Source organism: Ruegeria sp. H8, assembly GCF_056532905.1.
The window spans coordinates 943,752-963,986 of the sequence record NZ_JBQFNY010000001.1 but is presented as its reverse complement, the minus strand read 5'-3'; the positions used below and the strand labels follow the sequence as shown (position 1 = coordinate 963,986).

The 20,235-nt window shown below is 58.3% G+C and carries 16 protein-coding genes; 5 read left to right on the top strand and 11 right to left on the bottom strand.

All coding sequences use genetic code 11. The features are described 5' to 3' along the window. Positions 1-51 precede the first annotated feature (51 nt). The 7 genes from ACR0A2_RS04740 to acs all read right to left on the bottom strand — a co-directional run bounded on the left by ACR0A2_RS04740 (position 52) and on the right by acs (position 8,866). Positions 52-1,464: a 3'-5' exonuclease gene (locus tag ACR0A2_RS04740; RefSeq protein WP_480834199.1), complete on the bottom strand. Its 1,413-nt coding sequence runs from the start codon at positions 1,462-1,464 to the stop codon at positions 52-54. Between the two features lie 2 nt (positions 1,465-1,466). Beyond that, complete coding sequence (locus ACR0A2_RS04735) at positions 1,467-1,985, bottom strand: hypothetical protein (RefSeq protein WP_480834198.1); 519 nt, start codon at positions 1,983-1,985, stop codon at positions 1,467-1,469. Between the two features lie 27 nt (positions 1,986-2,012). Next, a complete protein-coding gene (locus tag ACR0A2_RS04730; protein ID WP_480834197.1) occupies positions 2,013-3,836 on the bottom strand; it encodes a DUF294 nucleotidyltransferase-like domain-containing protein in 1,824 nt (607 codons plus the stop codon). Positions 3,837-3,944: 108 nt separating this feature from the next. Next, positions 3,945-5,729, bottom strand: coding sequence for a sodium:solute symporter family protein (locus tag ACR0A2_RS04725; RefSeq protein ID WP_171228579.1), 1,785 nt, complete (start codon positions 5,727-5,729; stop codon positions 3,945-3,947). A gap of 15 nt (positions 5,730-5,744) precedes the next feature. Next, the gene (locus ACR0A2_RS04720; RefSeq protein ID WP_480834473.1) at positions 5,745-6,029 is read right to left on the bottom strand and encodes a DUF4212 domain-containing protein; all 285 of its coding nucleotides are present in this window, start codon (positions 6,027-6,029) and stop codon (positions 5,745-5,747) included. A gap of 181 nt (positions 6,030-6,210) precedes the next feature. Beyond that, positions 6,211-6,894 (bottom strand): adenylate kinase, encoded by a 684-nt coding sequence (locus ACR0A2_RS04715; protein ID WP_480834196.1) that lies wholly within the window; start codon positions 6,892-6,894, stop codon positions 6,211-6,213. Positions 6,895-6,901: 7 nt separating this feature from the next. Further along, entirely contained in the window at positions 6,902-8,866 is a 1,965-nt protein-coding gene (gene acs, locus ACR0A2_RS04710; RefSeq protein ID WP_152457725.1) for an acetate--CoA ligase, read from the bottom strand. Positions 8,867-9,295: 429 nt separating this feature from the next. Here acs and ACR0A2_RS04705 point away from each other — a divergent pair, with 429 nt between their 5' ends. The 3 genes from ACR0A2_RS04705 to ACR0A2_RS04695 are packed head-to-tail and all read left to right on the top strand — an operon-like array spanning position 9,296 to position 12,406. Further along, positions 9,296-10,312, top strand: coding sequence for a C4-dicarboxylate TRAP transporter substrate-binding protein (locus ACR0A2_RS04705; protein WP_480834195.1), 1,017 nt, complete (start codon positions 9,296-9,298; stop codon positions 10,310-10,312). Positions 10,313-10,369: 57 nt separating this feature from the next. Then, positions 10,370-10,999 carry a TRAP transporter small permease gene (locus ACR0A2_RS04700; protein ID WP_152457727.1) on the top strand — a complete coding sequence of 210 codons (630 nt, stop codon included), beginning with the start codon at positions 10,370-10,372 and terminating at the stop codon, positions 10,997-10,999. A gap of 3 nt (positions 11,000-11,002) precedes the next feature. Continuing rightward, positions 11,003-12,406 carry a TRAP transporter large permease gene (locus ACR0A2_RS04695; RefSeq protein ID WP_171633021.1) on the top strand — a complete coding sequence of 468 codons (1,404 nt, stop codon included), beginning with the start codon at positions 11,003-11,005 and terminating at the stop codon, positions 12,404-12,406. A gap of 137 nt (positions 12,407-12,543) precedes the next feature. On the opposite strand, the gene ACR0A2_RS04690 is transcribed toward ACR0A2_RS04695, so the two are convergent. Genes ACR0A2_RS04690 through rocF form a run of 3 tightly spaced genes read right to left on the bottom strand, consistent with a single transcriptional unit; the run spans position 12,544 to position 15,434 of the window. Beyond that, the gene (locus ACR0A2_RS04690) at positions 12,544-13,584 is read right to left on the bottom strand and encodes an ornithine cyclodeaminase (RefSeq protein WP_171639652.1); all 1,041 of its coding nucleotides are present in this window, start codon (positions 13,582-13,584) and stop codon (positions 12,544-12,546) included. Between the two features lie 9 nt (positions 13,585-13,593). Next, positions 13,594-14,514: a citrulline utilization hydrolase CtlX gene (gene ctlX / locus ACR0A2_RS04685; RefSeq protein ID WP_480834194.1), complete on the bottom strand. Its 921-nt coding sequence runs from the start codon at positions 14,512-14,514 to the stop codon at positions 13,594-13,596. Continuing rightward, positions 14,514-15,434, bottom strand: a complete 921-nt coding sequence (gene rocF, locus ACR0A2_RS04680; protein ID WP_480834192.1) for an arginase — start codon at positions 15,432-15,434, stop codon at positions 14,514-14,516. Before rocF ends, ctlX begins: the two co-directional genes overlap by 1 nt. An 86-nt stretch (positions 15,435-15,520) precedes the next feature. Here rocF and ACR0A2_RS04675 point away from each other — a divergent pair, with 86 nt between their 5' ends. Continuing rightward, on the top strand, positions 15,521-15,949 hold the full coding sequence (locus ACR0A2_RS04675; protein ID WP_152457732.1) for an Lrp/AsnC family transcriptional regulator: 429 nt from the start codon (positions 15,521-15,523) through the stop codon (positions 15,947-15,949). Positions 15,950-16,066: 117 nt separating this feature from the next. After that, positions 16,067-18,676, top strand: coding sequence for a bifunctional lysylphosphatidylglycerol flippase/synthetase MprF (gene mprF / locus ACR0A2_RS04670; RefSeq protein WP_480834191.1), 2,610 nt, complete (start codon positions 16,067-16,069; stop codon positions 18,674-18,676). Positions 18,677-18,679: 3 nt separating this feature from the next. On the opposite strand, the gene ACR0A2_RS04665 is transcribed toward mprF, so the two are convergent. After that, positions 18,680-20,230 (bottom strand): efflux transporter outer membrane subunit, encoded by a 1,551-nt coding sequence (locus ACR0A2_RS04665; protein WP_253283777.1) that lies wholly within the window; start codon positions 20,228-20,230, stop codon positions 18,680-18,682. Between the last annotated feature and the right edge of the window lie 5 nt (positions 20,231-20,235).

The window sequence follows — 20,235 nt, the reverse complement described above, 5'->3', positions numbered from 1 at the left end:
CGTGGCCCCGATTGTCCATGAAAAGCTGACTTCCGAGTGCAATATAAGCCGTCAGTTCAGGTCTTCCAGCAAACGACCGTGTTTGCGGGTTTCCATAATCACTTCGCCAAAGGTTGTCAGACCGCGGGCTTGCAGGATCGGCAGCATCTTGACCAATGCCTCGGCCGTGGCAACCGCATCGCCCAGTGCTGTATGGCGCAATGCGTCGGGGATCGTAATTTCCAACCGTTCACACAAGGCGTCCAGCGTGTGTGTATCGCTGGCCCCGAACAGCACCGCAGATAGCAGGACCGTGTCGAGTATCGGATGGTCCCATTCAACACTCATCCGTTTGGCATGACGACGCAGGAACGCCATGTCGAACGGGGCGTTATGTGCCACGATCACCGCGTCACGCGAGAACTGATGGAATACGCGCCCGGCTTCGGCAATATCCGGCGCGCCTTGAACCATGCGGTCGCTGATCTTGTGTACTTTGGTCGAGGCCGGGGGAATTGGAATGCCGGGATCAACCAGCATGTCCAGATGCTCACCCTGAACGATTTTGCCATTCAGAACGCGTACTGCGCCGATCTGCACAATCTCATCCTTGTGAGGCAGCAATCCTGTTGTTTCCGTGTCGAAGACCACGAAGCACAGATCTGACAGGGGGCGGTTCTCAAACGCATCATCCCCCGGTGTATTGAGAAGTTCGAAATCATAGACCAGCGGGCGGGCATCGTCCGGTGACATATGTGCCGCGCTGTCTTCGAAGACAAGCATATACCCAGGTGCATCCCCCAAAGGTTTCATCCGGGCGGAGTATGTCTGCCGCCCATCCACGCTGGACAGGGTGCAATAGACGTCCTTTCCGGTTTTGCACATCTTGGCATAAGCGTCTGTCAGGCCGGTGGCTTCGAGATATTCGAAAAGAGAGGCGTTCAAACGAGGATGCGCGATCTGGGCAAGAACCTCGGCGGCCTGCCCATCGTACAGAACGATCTGATGCTTCGGACTAGCCAGCAGCATGGCCACCGGGATTTCCGTCAGCAGCGCGGTCAGGCGCTGTTTTTCGGCGGCCAGATGCGCGGTTTCGGCGGCCACGGCCTCGGCCGTGCGCATGGCGTTCGAGGCCAGTTGTTCCGCCAATCCCGCCGCTGCCGGGGCAAGATCACCCAGATACCGCGCGGCCTGCATGTCCAGGTCGGTGCTTACACCGGCATGTGCACGGGCCCGCAGCTGGGCGGAAAGCCGTTCGATCGGTTTGGCGACGTTGTCGTCGAACAGCAGCCAAACACCCGCGACCAGTGCCAGAAATCCAAATCCGATCAGGATTTCGGCAAAGACGAAATCATTCAGCAGCCCGGGGTTTCCCGCGCGGGAATAGGTGATCCAGAGAGCGGTGGCGCTGATGGCAACCCCGCCCAGGGCGAGGAGGCAGAAGAACAGAAAAATCCTGAGCCTCAAACTCAATCCGGTCAGCATGATCACACCCCGCAAGTGGCTGCGATGACGGGGTCATTGGTTCCGGCTGCAATCCAGTCAGCGTTCACCAGACGCCCGTCCTCGGCAAATTCGGCACCATCCGCCAGGTTGGCGCGGCGGCCTTCTGCACAATTCACGGCCACCGGCAGTTTCGAAACCGGAGCCCAGCGGCCAAAGAAGTAAAGATCGACAAGCCGTTGTTCCGGAACGTTTTCGTTTGTGCGCACCGATACGGTGTCGATTGCGGCAAACCGGTCAACGAACGGCACCGCGTAGGTCCAAGGACGATAAAACGCGCGGCTTTCGACCTCTTGCACGATGGTCATCTCTGCGGGCAGTTGGTCGCGGGTGCGATCGTACCAGGAATATTCGCTGTTGATGGTCATCGCGATCATTCCAAGACCGGCCGCAACCGGCGTTGTCCATTTTGGCAAACGCCCTCCGGTCAGCTTGTTCAGCAGAAGAACGATGCCGGCACATGCGACCCCTGCGAAAATCGTGCCGATCAGTTCCAGAAACATGTGGTCTCTCCGTTGGTCAGTCGCATGTCAGCCCAGCATTCCCTTGCCGTGGCCAACTGCCGATTGCATCGTTTTTACCACCACGAAAGCATCACGCAGATGACTTCGCTCAAAGTCCGACAATTCAGACGGTGGCAGGTAGTTTTCGGGCATCGCTCCGGATTTAACCAGCCGAACCTGATGCTCCAGCCGGGTTTCAGCGATCAGATCATAGGCGTCCAGCAAATCACGCGCACCAGAAGGGCTGAGCACGCCACTGGCCTCGGCTGCTTTCAGGCGGGCGCGGGTGTTGGCTTCGGTCAGCTCGCCTTGCAGTGCGTAGATGCGCGCCAGATCGACGACGGGCACAACTCCGTTGTGTTTGAGATCCAGCGTATTGCGATGCTCGCCCGAGCGGATCGTCGCGAAACCGCGCAGCAGGCCCAGGGGGGGCGTGTGCTTCAGCGAGTTCGAAATCATGTGTGCGACGAAGATCGAGTTTGCCCTGGCCACTGCCAGAGTGTCGGTTTGCAGATCGCCAAACAACTCAAATGCGCCGCCGATGGGGCGCAGGTCGAACATGACTGAGGCCAGCATCTGCGCCTCGGGGTTTGGCTTGGCAATCCAGCCTTTGAAATAGTCGCGCCAGACACGAACCGGCTGGCACCAGCGCGGATTGGTCGCCATCATGTCGCCGGGGCAGTAGAAGTACCCGCAGACGTCCAGCCCGTCAGAGACGAATTTGGCCAGTTTGGTGAAATAGGACATATCGGCGTCGGTGACGCTATCGTCCAGCATCAGGCAATTGTCCTGATCCGATACGCCGGTTTGTTCTTGCCGTCCCTGCGAGCCGCAGGCCAGCCACAAATAGGGTACAGGTGGCGGACCCAGTTCAGATTCGGCCAATTTCAGCAGGCGGCGGGTAACCGTGTCTGCAATATCGGTGATCAGCCGCGTGACAATCTCGTGCCGGTTCCCGCCGGCAACCAACTGAACCAGCAACTGCGGAATTTCCGCCGTCACCCTCGCCATCTCTTCGGCACTGTCAGCCTTTGCGATCCGACCAACCAACTCGGCCGAGTTGACGGCCTGATAGTGGGTCAGATCGGTCTGCGTCACGATCCCGACCAGACGACCGCCTTCGGAAACCGGGATGTGGCCAATGCCGCGCTCCATCATGATATGCAGAACGTCCGAGCCGATATCGCTGGGCGACAGGGTTACGGGATTTGCAGTCATGATTTCGGAAATCCGTGTGTTTGCGGGCAACCCGTCCGCAACATATTTGCCCGAAATGTCCCGCAGGGTGGCGATACCTTGCAACTTCTCTCCATCTGTCACGCAAAGCGACGAGATGTGTTTGTCGCGCATGATCCGTGCCGCTTCCTGAATTGTCGTGTCCGCAGGGCAGGTGGCGGGATCGCGCGCCATCAGAACGTCAATCGAACTGGTCGCAAGGCTTTGCGGGCCACTGCGATCTCCACGGGTTCGATTGAAGAATTTCGCAACGACGTCGTGGTTGTCGATCAAACTGCGCACCAAATCCGGTGGCAGAACCATCAGGACCGACGGCGTATGAGCACGGGCTTTGGTGGCGGCTTTGCCGTCTTTCAGCAGGCCTCTCTCGCCGAAGGAGTTGCGCAGCCCCAGATGAGAGACGATGGCCCCGTTCTCATCGGTAATCTCAACCTGTCCTTCGTAGATCAAGAACACCCCAGGCAACTTGTGACCCAGCTCATAGACAGAAGCGTCCTCCTCAACTTCCCAGACCTCGATCTGTTTGACGATCTGATCCAAGGCGTCGGAAGGCAACGCGTCATAGGGGTGAACGGATTTCAGAAACCGGGCAATTTCATCATGGGACAGGGGCATGTGTTGTCTCCGGTGTTCTGGTTAAAAAATCCCGCCCAGTGGTGTGCCGGGCGGGAACAGTGGATCGAAAGACGCGGTCGAAGGCAAGAACCAACGACCGCATCAAGCTCACTTATTCTGAGCTGCGCCCGCACCACGGGGAATGCGCACACTTTCGACCAGATCTTTGATCTCCTGCGGGGTCTCTTTGGTCATGCCTGCAACAACGTAGGCAACCGCAAAGTTGATCATTGCACCGATTGCGCCGAACGAGGTCGACTTGATCGGACCCAGCAGCGGGTCTGCATCAGTGAACGAGTTGGTGCCCGGAATGAACAGCCAGCCCTTGTGCAGGAAGATGTAGACCAAGGTCACAACCAGACCAGCCAGCATACCCGCAACCGCGCCGGTGTTGTTGATGCGGGTCGAGAAGATCCCCATCATCAGCGCCGGGAAGATCGAGGCTGCCGCCAGACCGAAGGCCAGGGCCACGGTTTGCGCCGCAAATCCGGGCGGGTTCAGACCAAGGTAGGTTGCAACAACGATGGCTACGGCCATTGCGATACGCGCAGCCAGCAGTTCACCCTTTTCAGAGATTTGCGGGTTGATCGCACCTTTTACAAGGTCGTGGGACACCGCTGACGAGATAGCCAGCAACAAGCCCGCAGCGGTTGACAGAGCAGCCGCAAGACCACCGGCAGCGACCAGACCGATCACCCAACCCGGCAGGTTGGCGATTTCGGGGTTGGCCAGAACCAGGATGTCACGGTTGAACTTGGTCAGCTCGTTACCGACCCAGCCTTTTTCTTCCGCAATGGTGGCCATCGCTTCGGACTTGTCGTTGTAGTACTGGATCTTGCCGTCGCCGTTCTTGTCTTCCCAATCCAGAAGACCGGTTTTCTGCCAGGTTTTCATCCAGTCATAGCGCGGATCGGTGTCGATTTCCTCGACTGAGACAGCGCCACCTTCGATGCCGCCATTGGGCCACATCATGTCGGTGATGTTGAGACGTGCCATTGCGCCAACCGCAGGGGCGGTCAGGTACAGCAGAGCGATGAAGACCAGAGTCCAGCCAGCCGACCAACGTGCGTCAGAGACTTTCGGCACGGTGAAGAAGCGCATGATGACGTGCGGCAGACCCGCAGTACCGATCATCAGCGACAGTGTGAACAGCACCATGTTCAGCGTGTTCGAGTGGTGGGCCGTGTATTCATTGAAACCCAGCTCGGTCACGATGGCGTCCAGCTTGGTCAGAAGAGGCTCACCACCAGCGGTGTCACCAAACAGACCCAGAGCAGGGATCGGCGTGCCGGTCAGCTGCAACGAGATGAAGATCGCCGGGATGGTGTAGGCTGTGATCAGCACGCAGTACTGAGCAACCTGGGTGTATGTCACACCTTTCATCCCGCCAAACACCGCGTAGGCAAAGACCACACATGCACCGATCAGCAGACCGGACGTGTTAGACACCTCGAGGAATCGGCCAAAGGCCACACCCACACCGGTCATCTGACCGATCACGTAAGTCACCGACGCAACGATCAGGCAGATCACGGCAACGACACGCGCGGTCTGGCTGTAGAAACGGTCGCCGATGAATTCCGAGACGGTGTATTTGCCGAACTTACGCAGGTAGGGCGCAAGCAGCAGTGCCAGCAGCACATAGCCACCGGTCCACCCCATCAGGAAGGTCGAGTTGTCATAGCCGGTGAAGGCAATTAGGCCCGCCATCGAGATGAACGAGGCCGCAGACATCCAGTCTGCCGCTGTCGCCATACCGTTGGTGACCGGGTGAACGCCGCGACCGGCGGCGTAGAACTCCGATGTGGAACCCGCGCGGGCCCAGATCGCGATGCCGATGTATAGCGCGAATGATGCGCCAACAAACAGCAGGTTGATGGTAAACTGATCCATAATCCCTGCTCTCCCTTATTCTTCGTCCACGCCGAATTCGGCGTCCAGCTTGTTCATGCGCCAGGCGTAGTTGAAGATCAGCACCAGAAACACCAGGATCGATCCCTGTTGTGCGAACCAAAAGCCCAGATCGGTTCCGCCTACGGCAATCCCCGACAGCAACGGACGCAGCAGAATGCCGAATCCAAACGACACCAGCGCCCAGATCGCGAGGCTGATGTAGATGAGGCGCAGGTTGGCCTGCCAATAGCCCTTATCGGACTCGGCAGTCTGCGCGGAGTTTGTTGATTGATCCGCCATCGCGGGTTCCTCCTTCGCTTCCTCGTTGGACGGCCCGATGCCCACATCCTCCAGTGCGTCGGACCGCTTCTCACTTGCGCCAGACGCCATGTGACGTCAGGCAAAACTCCTCCAGTCCGCCAAAGCGGTCTTTTGAAGTATTCTGTTTGGGATCAGAGCCTTGCGGCCCTAAATCCACCCCCTATTTCATGACTTCGTCAACGATCCCTTCAAGGTCATTGGCAATGTCTTCGATCCTGCCCATGGCGTTTGTACGCTGCAGCACGCCCTGACCGTCATAGTAGGCGATCAGTGGTGCCGTCTGCGCGTGGTACGCTGCAAGGCGCGAGGCCACCGTTTCGGCATTGTCGTCGGCGCGGCGCTTGAACTCGGTATGGCCACACTTGTCGCATTTGCCTTCTTCGGCAGGCTTCTTGAACTGGTCATGGTAGCCTTCACCACAGCCGGCGCAGGTGTAGCGGCCCGAAATACGGGTCACCATTTCCGCGTCTTCCACCTCGAGGCTGATTGCGGCGTTGATCTTCTGGTTGTTCGATGCCAGCAGGCTGTCCAGCGCTTCCGCCTGAACCGTCGTGCGCGGGAAACCGTCCAGAATGACGCCCTTGGCGCAATCCGGCTGTGCCATGCGGTCGCGCAGGATGGCGATGACGATTTCATCGCTGACCAGATCGCCGGCTTCCATAATGGCTTTTGCCGCTTTGCCGGCTTCGGTTCCGGCCGCGACCGCTTCGCGCAGCAGGTCACCGGTGCTGAGTTGTACAAGTCCGAATTTCTCTTCCAGCATCCGGGCCTGAGTGCCCTTCCCGGCACCCGGAGGGCCGAGAAGGATGAGAACGGCGGGCGTGGTGATCGTGGCAGCGTCCATCATACCCTCACTTGTTCGCACGGTTTTCGATCAGGTCTTCGACCACCGACGGATCGGCCAGTGTCGAAGTGTCGCCCAAGGATCCGAAATCGTTCTCGGCGATCTTGCGCAGGATACGGCGCATGATCTTGCCCGAGCGCGTTTTCGGCAGGCCGGGTGCCCACTGGATCACATCCGGGGATGCAATTGGACCGATCTCGGTGCGGACCCATGTGCGCAGCTCTTTCATCAACTCGTCCGAAGGCTCGCGATCATTCATCAACGTGACATAGCAATAGATGCCTTGCCCTTTGATTTCATGAGGGTATCCAACCACCGCAGCCTCGGCCACAGCAGCATGTGCAACCAGCGCGCTTTCCACCTCGGCTGTGCCCATGCGGTGACCGGACACGTTGATCACGTCATCTACACGACCGGTGATCCAATAGTCACCATCTTCGTCGCGGCGGCAGCCGTCACCCGTGAAGTAGTAGCCTTTGTAATCCGAGAAATAGGTTTTCTCGAACCGCTCATGATCGCCCCAGACGGTGCGCATCTGGCCGGGCCAGCTGTCTTTGATACACAGAACGCCCTCAACACCGTTGCCTTCGATTTCAACACCGGATTGCGGGTCCAGAACCACCGGTTCGATGCCAAAAAATGGTTTCATGGCCGATCCGGGTTTCATCGCATGTGCACCGGGCAGCGGCGTCATCAGGTGGCCGCCGGTTTCGGTCTGCCACCACGTATCGACGATGGGGCATTTACCTTTGCCGACAACCTCGTTGTACCAGGTCCAGGCTTCGGGGTTGATCGGTTCACCCACGGTGCCCAGAATGCGAAGATCGCTGAGGTCGCATTTTTCGACAAACTCATTGCCCTGACCCATCAGAGCGCGGATCGCAGTGGGGGCGGTGTAGAATTGGTTGACCTTGTGCTTTTCGCAGACCTGCCAGAAGCGCGAGGCGTCGGGATAAGTGGGCACGCCTTCGAACATCAGCGTGGTTGCGCCGTTGGCCAGCGGGCCATAGACGATATAGCTGTGCCCGGTGACCCAGCCCACGTCAGCGGTGCACCAGTACACGTCACCTTCGTGATAGTCGAATGTGATCTCTTGCGTCATCGAGGCGTAAACAAGATACCCCCCCGTGGTGTGCACAACGCCCTTGGGCTGACCGGTCGAACCGGACGTGTAAAGAATGAACAAAGGATCTTCGGCGTTCATTTCGGCTGGGGCGCAATAGTCGTCAGCCTCGAGCGCCATTTCGTTGTAGTCAAAGTCGCGACCGTCGATCCAGGTGGTCTGACCACCGGTGCGCTTGACCACAAGGCATTTCACTGTGTCCTTGCAGTGCAGCAGGGCGGCGTCTGCGTTGGATTTCAGCGGCGTTTTGCGGCCGCCACGCGGCGCTTCATCCGCAGTGATCACAACCTTGGCGTCGCACCCGTTGATGCGCGCGGCCAGAGCGTCGGGCGAGAAGCCCGCGAAAACGATCGAATGAATTGCGCCGATCCGCGCACAGGCCAGCATGGCATAAGCGGCTTCGGGGATCATCGGCAGATAGATGACCACGCGATCGCCCTTGCGCACGCCAAGGGATTCCAGAATGTTGGCCATCCGGCAGGTGCGGCGGTGCAATTCTGCGTAAGAGATATGCTGGGCCGGGTCATTCGGATCATCCGGCTCCCAGATGATCGCGGTCTGGTCGCCGCGGGTTTTCAGATGACGATCCAGGCAGTTGGCCGACACATTCAACGTGCCATCGGCATACCAGTTGATCTTGACCGAGCCAAACTCGTAACTGACGTCCTTGACCTGGGTGAAGGGCTTGATCCAGTCGATGCGCTTGCCTTGCTCGCCCCAGAATGCGTCGGGGTCGCTGATTGAGGCTGCGTACATGTCGGCATATTTTGCGGCATCGACATGCGCACGAGCGACGGTTTCTGCGGATGGCGGATATGTCTTGGCATCTGCCTGGGCAGCGGTGGTCATCTTTGAGGCTCCTCCCTCTGGACTGGATTGCATGTGGATTTTTTGCCTGTCATTCAGGCAATGTCGATCCTGTTCCTCCCCAAGTTTGAATATTACCGCGTTCTGAAAATAAATAAATAAATTGGTGTAATCCTTGGATTTCTTTGTAAAGAAATTTCAATCGCGCGGCGACATTTGTAAAAAGTTATGCCAAAGATTTAAGGAAAAGCAATAAAAACAACAAGGTGAATGTAACGACTATTGCCCGTGCTGCGTGTCAATTGTGTTTGCAATGACGGGTGAGCTCGGCGCTTCTGTCGTCCCGGGTCATTTCTGGGGCTTCTTCCAAAAAATTACGCAAATCCTGGTTAGGGTTGGCACATTTGATTGTTGGCGCTAGCTTGATCGGCAAGCGCCTCGGTAGGGGGCGCACCTATGGGAGACGATACTATGAAAAAGATGTTGAGCGGTGCCGCAGTCGCCGCCCTTGGCGTTGCTTTTGTGACCGAAGCCGCGGCGACAGAATGGAACGCATCCGTCTGGGGCAAGCGCCGCGCCTTTACGGAACATGTTGAAAAGCTGGCCGAACTGGTCAGCGAAAAAACCGGTGGCGAATTCACCATCAATGTCAGCTATGGCGGGTTGTCCAAACCCAAGGAAAACCTGGACGGGATCGAAATCGGCGCCTTTGAGATGGCTCAGTTCTGTGCCGGCTATCACCGCGACAAGAACCGGGCGATCACCGTTTTGGAACTGCCGTTTCTGGGTGTGAACAACCTGCAGGAAGAAGTTGCGGTAAGCCATGCGGTATACGACCATCCAGCGGTCAAGGAAGAGATGGCGCAATGGAACGCCCGCATCATCATGACCTCGCCAATGCCGCAGTATAACCTTGTCGGCACGGGCGAGCCGCGGGATGAACTGGCTGAATTTGAAGGAATGCGGGTCCGGGCGACTGGTGGCCTTGGTCAGGCTTTCGAGGCGGTCGGAGGGGTGCCGACATCGGTTCCGGCGACCGAAGCCTTCAATGCGATGGAATCGGGTGTCGTCGATACCGTGGCCTTTGCCCAGCACGCGCACCTGTCATTCGGAACGATCAACGAAGCGGACTGGTGGACCGCGAACCTGAATCCAGGAACGGTGAACTGCCCGGTTGTCGTCAACATCGATGCCTACGAGGCCCTGCCAGCCGAACATCGTGAAGCTCTGGACAGCTCGATTGACGAGGCGATCGATCACTACCTGGCGAATTACGGCGGCTTGCTCGAACAATGGGACAGCGTCTTGGAAGAAAAGGGTGTCCAGAAGGTCATGATCGACGAAGCGGTAATTGAAGAGTTCCGCACAAAGGCCGCTGATCCGATCCGTGAAAAATGGATTGCGGACATGACCGCACAGGGCCTGCCGGCACAGGACCTTTACGATCTTGTCCAGACGACGCTGAAGCAACAGCGCGGCGGCAACTGATCCATAAGGCCGGGTGCTTTCAAGGCGCCCGGCAACAAACAACAAGGAAACACCGGAATGGCAGGACAAGCCACGGTTCTGGTAGACGGCAGCCGTCTGAGCCAGTTGGATCAGCGTTTGCTCGTGCTCGAACGGTTTCTGGCACTGATCAGCGGATTGGCGGTTTTTTCACTGATGGTATTGGCCGTTGTGTCGGTCAGTGGCCGAAATGCGCTGAATGCTCCTTTGCCGGGCTATGTGGACTGGATCGAACAGGCGATGCCTCTCATCGCTTTTCTGGGCATTTCATATGTTCAGCGTGATGGGGGGCATATCCGGATGGATATCGTTATTTCCCGCTTGCATGGTCGGGCTTTGTGGCTGTTCGAATTGCTCTCGGTGGTTCTGATCCTGATCCTGATGCTGGCTCTGGTTTGGGGCAGTTGGTCTCATTTCGACCGGTCCTTTGATTTTGGCGCCCCAATGTGGAGCCGGGACAGTTCGATCGACATCGGTATACCCTTGTGGCCGGCCAAGCTGCTGGCACCCGTTGCTTTTTCCGTTCTCTGCCTCCGCCTTGCGCTGCAAGTCTGGGGGTATGGTCGGGCGTTCTGGCTGGGGCTGGACGCTCCGGCGGCCGTTCCGTTGATACAGGATGCAGCGGCGCAGGCGGCGGCCGAGGCCGAACAGTTCGAAGGGCAGGACTGATAGATGGACACGATTGATATTGGCCTCTGGGTCACTGGCGGCCTTCTGGTCCTCGTCGTGGCGGGCATGCGGGTTGCCTTTGCAGCCGGTTTGGCAGGGCTTGTCGGACTGGTTTGGATTTTCTGGGCCAAGTTCGGTTACGATCCGGAACGGTTTGGCAAGGCGCTGACAGTGGCGGTCAAGACCGCGGGGCAGGTGCCACATTCCAAGGTCGCGTCCCACACTCTCAGCCTGATTCCGACCTTCATCCTGATCGGGTATCTGGCATATTACGCGGGGCTTACCCGCGCTTTGTTCGAGGCCGCAAAACGCTGGGTCGCATGGGTGCCCGGCGGGTTGGCGGTTTCGACCGTTTTCGCCACGGCCGGCTTCGCTGCGGTGTCCGGAGCTTCGGTTGCGACGTCCGCCGTCTTCGCCCGTATCGCGATTCCGGAAATGTTGAAGGTGGGCTATAACAAACGCTTTGCAGCAGGCGTGGTTGCCGCGGGCGGGACGCTGGCCTCCCTGATCCCGCCTTCGGCCATCCTGGTGATCTACGCGATCATCGTCGAGCAGGATGTCGGGAAACTGCTGTTGGCGGGGTTCATTCCGGGTGCGTTTTCCGCAATCGTGTACGGCCTTCTGATCGTTGGGATTGCAGTGATCTTCAAATCCGTTGGCCCGCCGGTCACGGGGTTTTCCTGGAAACAGCGCTTTGCAGCACTTCCCGGTGCCATTCCGATTGTCGCCGTCATTCTGATTATCATTTGCTTTGTCTATAACCCGTTTGGTGAAAAAGCATGGGGCACTCCGACGGAAGGCGGTGCCATTGGCGCCTTCATCGTATTCTGTTTCGCCTTGTTCCACGGAATGCGCTGGGCCGAGTTCAAATCTGCGCTTTTGGAAACCGCCAAACTGACGGCGATGATCTTTTCGATCATCTGGGGCGTTCTGATCTATGTCCGCTTTCTTGGGTTCGCCGACCTTCCGGGTGCCTTCTCGGATTGGATTACGGGGCTCGAAATGTCGCCCATGATGATCCTGATCTGCATTCTGCTGGCATATGCGGTGTTGGGCATGTTCATGGACGCGATCGGGATGCTGCTTTTGACTTTGCCCGTCGTCTATCCGGCGGTAATGGCCTTGAATGGTGGTGAGACCGTCAGTGCCGCCGACAGCGCGTTTGGAATGTCCGGCCCGATGTGTGCGATCTGGTTTGGCATTCTGGTGGTCAAGATGGCCGAGTTTTGCCTGATTACACCACCCATCGGGCTGAACTGCTTTGTCGTTGCCGGTGTGCGCCCGGACCTGAGCGTTCAAGATGTGTTCAAAGGCGTCACGCCCTTTTTCATCGCTGACGCCCTGACCATCGCAATGCTTGTGGCATTCCCGGGTATTGTCCTCTACCTGCCATCGCTTGCGGGATAGCTCGGAAGCGAGGCTCTGCCTCGCGCTCAGGGATATTTTTGGCCAGATGAAGTTCGGATCCCCTGCTTCATCTGGCTGAAAATATCCCGGGGGAGGCGCGCGCAGCGCGGCGGGGGCAGAGCCCCCAAGATCGCGTGCTATCCAGCTCGCATCAACATTCCGAACAGATCGCGCGGATCGTCCGGGTCGGCCAACATGTCCAGAGGTTCAAAGAAGGTTGTGCCTTCAATCGCCTGTTTCACATAGCGCAGGGCCGAGAAATCCTCGATGGCAAAGCCTACACTGTCGAACAAAGTGATCTGCCGCTCATCGGTGCGCCCCTTGGCGGCGCCGGTGATGACCTGCCACATCTCGGTCACAGGGTGATCCGCGTCCAGCGCCTGAATTTCGCCTTCGATCCGGGTTTGTTCAGGGTACTCGACGAAGATGTCCGAACGCAACAGGATGTCGCGATGCAACTCGGTCTTGCCGGGGCAATCGCCTCCGATGGCGTTGATGTGCACGCCGGGCCCGACCATGTTGTCGGTCAGGATCGTTGCGTATTTCTTGTCTGCCGTGCAGGTGGTGATGATCTGGGCACCTTCAATGGCGTCTTCCGGCGTCTTGCAAGGGATGACGGTCAGGCCCTTGCCCTGCAAGTTCGCAGCGCATTTCGACGTGGCATTCGGATCGATATCATAAAGCCGAACGGTGTCGATCCCGCACATTGCCTTGAAGGCCAGGCACTGGAATTCGGACTGTGCGCCATTGCCGATCATGGCCATTGTCCTTGCATTTTTCGGGGCCAGATAGCGCCCGACCAATGCCGAAGTCGCAGCCGTGCGCAGCGCGGTCAGCATTGTCATTTCCGTCAACAGCGTCGGATATCCTGTATAGACGTCTGCCAACAGACCGAATGCAGTTACTGTTTGCAGCCCCTCGGAGGTGTTCTTGGGATGGCCGTTCACGTATTTGAACCCGTACGCCTCACCATCCGAAGTCGGCATCAACTCAATTACGCCATGAGGAGAATGCGCCGGAATGCGAGGTGTCTTGTCGAAGCTTTCCCATCGTTTGAAATCGGCCTCGATCTGAGCGGCAATCTGCGTGATCATCTGTTCGACGCCAATGTGGTGTACCAGTCGCATCATGTTGTCGACGGAAACGAATGGTACCAAGGCCTTGTCTGAAGGTTGCATGGTGCTCTCCTATCGGCGGGCAAGGTGAACGCCTGCAATCATGCAGCGCACGGACCCACCGGCGGTTTCAATTGTTGGAACGGACAGCGGCAACGGTGTTGCACTGTACTGGATTGTTGCGATTTGGTCTGGTGTGAGGGCGGCAAGTGCCCTGCTGGACAGGGCCAGAACCAACCCATCCCGTCCGGTCAGTTCAATGGCGTTGCCTGCGAACTCGGCAATTTGGTCATGCGTCAGGTCAATGACCGTTCGACCGGATTCTTCCAGCCGATTGCGAACGGTCATGCGGCGGGCCGGGTCCGAAATCATGTCGAGGCAAATCAGGGCGTAATGCGTGCCGATACCCATCAAAACGTTGGTGTGATAAACATCCCGGCCCTTGGCATCGCGGGCTTCGAAGGCGATTGGTTCATAGTTGAAATGTGTGCAGAACCGTTCCAACAGGACCGGATCGGCGCGATTGGACGTCACCGTGTAAGCGATACGGGCCACGTGATCCAACACCATCGCGCCGGTCCCTTCCAGGGCCAGGTTGTCTTGTTCCAGCCCGGAATAGTCGATGACATCCTGCACACGGTATTCCTGTTTGAGCAGTTCGATTACATCGGTCCGGCGTTCGCGTCTGCGCGATGGTACGAACATTGGGTAGATCGCCACATGGCCGCCGGGATGCGTCGAGAACCAGTTGTTTGGAAAAACGCTGTCAGGTGTGTTGAGGTCGCCAAAATCGTCAAACACATGAACAGTGACACCGGCGTCGCGCAATTGCTGCACCGCCCGATCATGTTCATCCCTGGCCGCTTCCGACGTGGCCTGGGCGGATGCGGTGCTCAGCGTTTGAAAGGCATTGTCATCGCGCGTTTCCGGGTTCGACGCAAAAGCGTGCGGCCGGATCATGACGGCGGCAGATGGCGCTTGAAGAGACAGCATCAGAAACTCCGGGTGGGACGGTCGAAGATACGGCGACCCATCAACGAGGCGGCCAGATCGACCATCAGTTTTGCGGTTCGGCCCCGGTCATCCAGAAACGGGTTCAACTCGACCAGGTCCAGCGAGCAGACAAGCCCGCTTTCATGCAGCAGTTCCATCACCAGGTGGGCTTCGCGCTCGGTTGCACCGCCGGGCACGGTCGTGCCGACCGCGGGGGCCACTGCCGGGTCGAGGAAATCGACATCCAAAGAAACATGTAGCAGAGCGTTTTCCGCTTTCACGCGATCAAGAAAGGCCAAAAGGGGGGCTTTGATACCGTTTTCATCAATGCTGCGCATATCCGCCAGCATGGCGCGGTCTTGCTCCAGCGCCGCCCGTTCCGCCGGGTCAACAGAACGCAATCCGATCATGCCGACGCGATCCGTCGGTATGACGGCGGGCAAAGGTGGGAAATCCTCGAATCCGGGTCTGCCGGTGAAATATGCCACCGGCGTTCCATGCAGGTTGCCGCTGCCGGTACTGTCCGGAGTGTGAAAGTCGCTGTGGGCGTCAAGCCACAGTACAAAAAGAGGGCGGTCGATCCGAGCGGCATGGGCGGCCATCCCGGCCACCGTACCCATGGACAGGGCGTGATCACCCCCCATGAAAATCGGAATGCCCTGACCCGCCGCGTCTTGCGCAGCTTTGCTGAGAGCGCGCGTCCACCCCACGCATTCGGGCAGGGCGAACAGGTGCGGGTGTTGGGGAATGTCGACGTTTTCGGCCTGCACGTCGCCCCAATCGTGAACGGTGTGACCAAGATCAGACAGTGCTTGATCCAACCCTGCCACGCGATACGCATCAGGTCCCATCCGGCATCCCTGACGACGTTTCCCGGCGTCCATTGGGACGCCGACCAGTATGATATCCTTGATTTCCATGTGTTCATTTAGGCCGTCGGACTGTCTTGCGTGAAGTCGGCAAAATGCTCAAAATGGTCTCGGAAAATCCTTTATGAGAAGATGCCATGGACGAATTGGACAATCGGCTGCTCAATGCGTTGCAACGGGATGCACGGGCAAGCCTGTCAGAGCTGTCGGAAACACTGGGCGTGACTCGCACCACGGTCCGCAGCAGGTTGCAGCGGCTGAAACAGTCCGGTGAAATCGTCGGCTTTACCGTCCTGACGCGTCGCGATCTGGCGCAAAGCCCGGTGCGCGGGTTGATGATGCTCGAGATCGAGGGGCGCGGGACGGAACGCGTCATGGCCCGGATCGGAGCCATGCGTCAGGTGACGGCAGTTCATTCGACAAATGGCAGTTGGGATCTGATCGCCGAGATCAGTACGGAAACCCTGGCCGAACTGGATGAGGTTCTGTTTCAGATTCGAAGGATCGACGGCGTGACGCGTTCGGAAACGAACCTTTTGCTGTCAACTCGCAAAGGGCGGCTCTAGCGCTTTGAGATAAAACCAAAATGTGCCAGAGTCCGTTGGCAAATGAAGTCTGAATCGTCGACGGGCGGGTGAGCCGCGCGTGGTATCTGCGATCAGAAACTGGCGGGGACGTGCAGCATGACCAATGCGGATAGTGACGGTGAACCTCTGGCCGTGCACTGGGCCGAAAAGCTTACGGCCATGTTGGAAAAACCCTGGCTGCGGATTGCGATACCGGTTCTCGTAACCGGGATCGCGCTGACGGTTCTGCATGATTTGTCGGCGCATGTGAAATGGTCAGATGTCCAGACCGATATCGCAACGACGTCGTGGAAACTGATGTTTTTCGCATTGTGCTGGACCGCGTTCAGTTTCCTGTCGCTGTCGTTCTATGATGTGTTTGCCGTGCAAAGCGTGGCGGGCGGCAAAGTGCCATTGCCTGTTGCCGGAATGGCAGGGGCCAGCGGCTATGCCGTGTCGAACTGTCTGGGTTTTTCCTACATTACCGGAACGGCGATCCGGTATCGGATATATGCGTCGCTGGGATTGGATCTGGGGCGGGTGGCCGGGGTCATAGCAACGTCCTGGGTCGCGTTCTGGATGGGGCTTGTTCTGGTTCTGGGTGTGTTGCTGACCGTGCATCCGGATGGGATCTCGAAAGTGATGCCTGTCAGCAAAACGGTGGAAACCGTCATCGGGCTGTGCCTTTTGGGGGCATTGGTCGCGATGTTCATATGGTTGTCCAGCGGCGGCAGGCGGTTGGCCGTCGCCGGTATCGGGTTTGACTTACCGGGTGGCAAACTGGCCAGTCTTCTGACACTGGCCGCCATCGGAGATCTGGTTGGCGCGTCCATGGCGCTCTATGTCCTGATGCCGGACGATCTGGGCGTTGGCTATCCCTATTTCTTCACGATCTACATCGCCGCCATCGCCGTCGGAATTCTCAGCCACGCACCGGGCGGGCTTGGGGTATTCGAAGCCACGCTGATCGCGGGGCTTGGGGCATCGGGACGTTCGGATGTGATCGCAGCCTTGTTGCTGTATCGTGTCGTTTACACCTTCTTGCCGTTCGGCATCGCCAGCGTGTCCATTGCGATCGCGTCCGCACTGACGCAAAGGCACAGGATCGGCGGCGCCGCAACATGGGTCTATCGGGTCATCCGTCCCATTGTTCCGATGGTGGCAGCCGGGGTTGCGGCCGTGGCAGGGGTGGTTTTGCTGGTGTCCGGCGCATTGCCAGCGGGCACGCAGAACCTTGGCGTTCTGAGAGAGGTCTTGCCGCTGTCGTTTGTCGAGGCATCACACCTTGCCGGCAGTGCTGTCGGCGTGCTGCTTTTGTTGGTGTCCCGCGGTTTGTTTCGAAAGCTCTACCGCGCATGGGTGGTGGCCATGCTGTTGATGGTGGCTGGGTTCTTTGCCTCGCTGGCAAAGGGGCTGGACACTCACGAAGCGCTGTCGATGCTGGGCACGATTGGCCTTCTGGCGATGTTCCGCGGGGCGTTTTATCGGGTCAGTGGCGCGTCGATCTTCAGGCTGAATATTCCTTGGTTGGTCAGTGTCGTGGCGCTGCTGGCGGTGATATTCTGGATCGGACTGTTCGCCTATTCCCATGTCGAGTACCAGAACGCCCTGTGGTGGGAGTTTGCCTGGAACGGTGACGCTTCGCGCTTTTTGCGCTCCAGCCTCATCGTGGCGGTGATCGTGGGCGTCGTGGCCGTGAACTCTCTGTTCGGGCGAGAGATTCCGACGCCTGTGCGCACGGAAATCCCCGAGGTCGTTGAACGGCTTGTGATGGAGTGCGAAGATACCGAATCCCAAATCTCGCTTACCGGTGACAAGCAGTTCCTCATCTCACCGGATCAGACCGCATTCATTGCGTATGCAGACACGGGCAACGCTCTGATCTCGAAGGGAGAGCCGGTTGGCGATGAAACGGCGGGGCGGCAATTGATCTGGCAACTCAGGGAAATGGCGGACCGAGAAGGAAAACTGTGTGCCTTCTACAGTGTTTCAACCAAATACCTGCCGACATTTTTGGATCTGGGCCTGTCGATCCTGAAGATTGGTGAGGTCGCGCGGGTTCCGCTCAAGGATTTCTCGCTGGACGGAAAGTCGCGCAAGCGGTTCAGACAGGCCAGAAACCGGGCCGAGAGGGAGGGCTATGTATTCGAGATCATCCCGAAAGAAGACCTGGCCCCGGTTTTGCCGGAACTGCGCGCGATTTCAGACCATTGGCTGGCGCAAAAGGCGGGTGCCGAAAAGGGCTTTGCGTTGGGGGGCTTTGACGATCAGTACCTGTCATATTTCGATCATGCGGTTCTGCGTGACGGTAAGACAGGCAAGATCATGGCCTTTGCCAACCTGTTTCAGGGCGGCAACAAATCCGAGTTGTCGCTGGATCTGATGCGCTATGAGCCTGACAGCCCGAGCTTTGTCATGGATGCGCTTTTTGCCGAGATGATGAACTGGGGATCGCAGCAGGGGTTCCGCTGGTTCTCATTGGGTGCGGCGCCGTTCTCAGGCATCGAAAACCGTCAGCTTGCATCACTTTGGAACCGCATCGGCGGCTTTGTCTATGAACATGGTGAGCAGTTCTATCATTTTGAAGGTTTGCGCGCCTTCAAACAGAAATTCGATCCGGAATGGAGCCCCAACTATCTGGCTAGCCCCGGCGGGCTGGCTGCGCCCCGCATCCTTTACGAGGTCAATATTTTGATCTCGGGTGGGCTGCGCGGGTTGACCAAGTAGCGCCTAGTTCAGGCTGGCCCGGGTCGGGGTTTTTTCAAGCAGATCGCCCCAATCGGTGCGATAGGCCATTTCCGCCAGCACGGTTTCAGGCAGGAATTCCTGGTTTTGCCGGATCTGCCATCCGCCGCCCAGACCCTTGTAAACGGCAACCAGATTGCTGGACACCTGCTGCCGCGCTTCGATCAGATTTGCCTGCGACCGCAAAAGCGCGGTCTGCGTGTTCAAAATGCGAGAATAGCTGGCGATTCCATCCCTGTACTGGCTTACGGCGATATCTGCGGCCTTGCGCGAAGCTTCGACGCTTTTCTGATAGAACCCAACCTGTTTTCGCGCTTGCGCATAGGCGACCATCGCGCTTTCCACCTCGGAATACGCGGTCAGAACGGTATTCTGATAATTGGCAATCAGCGCTTGGTATGCCGCATCTTGCGCGCGGACATTGTTTTTGATGCGGCCATAGTTGAGCACGTTCCAGACCACGCCGGCACTGGCCAGACCGGTGGTGCTGTTGCCGCTGAACAGATCGCGCCCGCCCGATGCCTGCAAACCGATCGCGCCCGACAGCACGAACTGAGGATACAGGTCAGCCATCGCGATACCCACCTGCGCCGATTGAGTCGCAGCGGCCAGTTCCGCCGCGCGGACATCCGGGCGGCGGCGCAGCAATTCTGCCGGCACCCCAACGGCCACATTTGTTCGCGCTGACGGGATACGGCCGGAATTCCCCAGCAGGTTGGTCATCCGGGACGGCGTAGCCCCCAGCAGCACGGCCAGCGCATTCTTGGTCTGTTGCAGGTCGCTTTCCAACTCGGGCACCAAGGCCTTGGTATTGTTGAGCAAGGCAGTGGATTCTTGAACGTCCAGTTCGGTCGTGACCCCGTTGTTGAACCGCAGCTGGGTCAGGTCCGCCGATTCCTGCTGCAATTTGATGTTTTCCCGGGCGACCGCCAACGATTCCTGCAACGCGCGGATATTGACATAGAGCGCGGCCACGTCGCCGGTCAGTGTCACCAATGCGTCATCATAGTTTGCGACCTGCAAAGCCAGATTCGACCGCGCCGCCTGCACGCCGCGCCGTTGTGCGCCCCAGACATCCAGCTCCCATTGGGCGTCGAACCCAACCTGAGACGTCGAGAATTCGGTATCCAGGGGGATGATCCGGTTGATATCGGCAACAGGCCCAAGATTGTCGCTGATTTGCCGCCGCTGCAAAGACGCGCCTATGGCCTGGGATTGCGGGTACAATTCGCCGAAAGCGATCCCCAACTGTGCCCGCGCTTGAAGCACCCGCGCTCCCGCGACCTGAAGCGTCAGGTTCTGGGCATAAGCTTCGGCAATCAGACGGTTGAGGGTTGGGTCATTGAATGTTTCCCACCATTTGACCACGGGTGCGCTGCGCGATGTCAGGCCGCTTTGGCCGACGCTGGGGCTGTTTACCTCGATCCATTGCTTGACGACCGGAGAGTTCGGGCGCACGAAATCGGGCCCCACGGGCGTGCAGGCCGCGAAGGTGGCGGCGCAAAGTGCAGTTCCCATCAACCGGCGGAGTGTCATGGCGC

Bases quoted from the DNA above. Each gene is read 5' to 3' on its own strand.
- ACR0A2_RS04740 (WP_480834199.1), bottom strand. From the start codon at position 1,464: ATGCTGACCGGATTGAGTTTGAGGCTCAGGATTTTTCTGTTCTTCTGC.
- ACR0A2_RS04735 (WP_480834198.1), bottom strand. From the start codon at position 1,985: ATGTTTCTGGAACTGATCGGCACGATTTTCGCAGGGGTCGCATGTGCC.
- ACR0A2_RS04730 (WP_480834197.1), bottom strand. From the start codon at position 3,836: ATGCCCCTGTCCCATGATGAAATTGCCCGGTTTCTGAAATCCGTTCAC.
- ACR0A2_RS04725 (WP_171228579.1), bottom strand. From the start codon at position 5,729: ATGGATCAGTTTACCATCAACCTGCTGTTTGTTGGCGCATCATTCGCG.
- ACR0A2_RS04720 (WP_480834473.1), bottom strand. From the start codon at position 6,029: ATGGCGGATCAATCAACAAACTCCGCGCAGACTGCCGAGTCCGATAAG.
- ACR0A2_RS04715 (WP_480834196.1), bottom strand. From the start codon at position 6,894: ATGGACGCTGCCACGATCACCACGCCCGCCGTTCTCATCCTTCTCGGC.
- acs (WP_152457725.1), bottom strand. From the start codon at position 8,866: ATGACCACCGCTGCCCAGGCAGATGCCAAGACATATCCGCCATCCGCA.
- ACR0A2_RS04705 (WP_480834195.1), top strand. From the start codon at position 9,296: ATGAAAAAGATGTTGAGCGGTGCCGCAGTCGCCGCCCTTGGCGTTGCT.
- ACR0A2_RS04700 (WP_152457727.1), top strand. From the start codon at position 10,370: ATGGCAGGACAAGCCACGGTTCTGGTAGACGGCAGCCGTCTGAGCCAG.
- ACR0A2_RS04695 (WP_171633021.1), top strand. From the start codon at position 11,003: ATGGACACGATTGATATTGGCCTCTGGGTCACTGGCGGCCTTCTGGTC.
- ACR0A2_RS04690 (WP_171639652.1), bottom strand. From the start codon at position 13,584: ATGCAACCTTCAGACAAGGCCTTGGTACCATTCGTTTCCGTCGACAAC.
- ctlX (WP_480834194.1), bottom strand. From the start codon at position 14,514: ATGCTGTCTCTTCAAGCGCCATCTGCCGCCGTCATGATCCGGCCGCAC.
- rocF (WP_480834192.1), bottom strand. From the start codon at position 15,434: ATGGAAATCAAGGATATCATACTGGTCGGCGTCCCAATGGACGCCGGG.
- ACR0A2_RS04675 (WP_152457732.1), top strand. From the start codon at position 15,521: ATGGACGAATTGGACAATCGGCTGCTCAATGCGTTGCAACGGGATGCA.
- mprF (WP_480834191.1), top strand. From the start codon at position 16,067: ATGACCAATGCGGATAGTGACGGTGAACCTCTGGCCGTGCACTGGGCC.
- ACR0A2_RS04665 (WP_253283777.1), bottom strand. From the start codon at position 20,230: ATGACACTCCGCCGGTTGATGGGAACTGCACTTTGCGCCGCCACCTTC.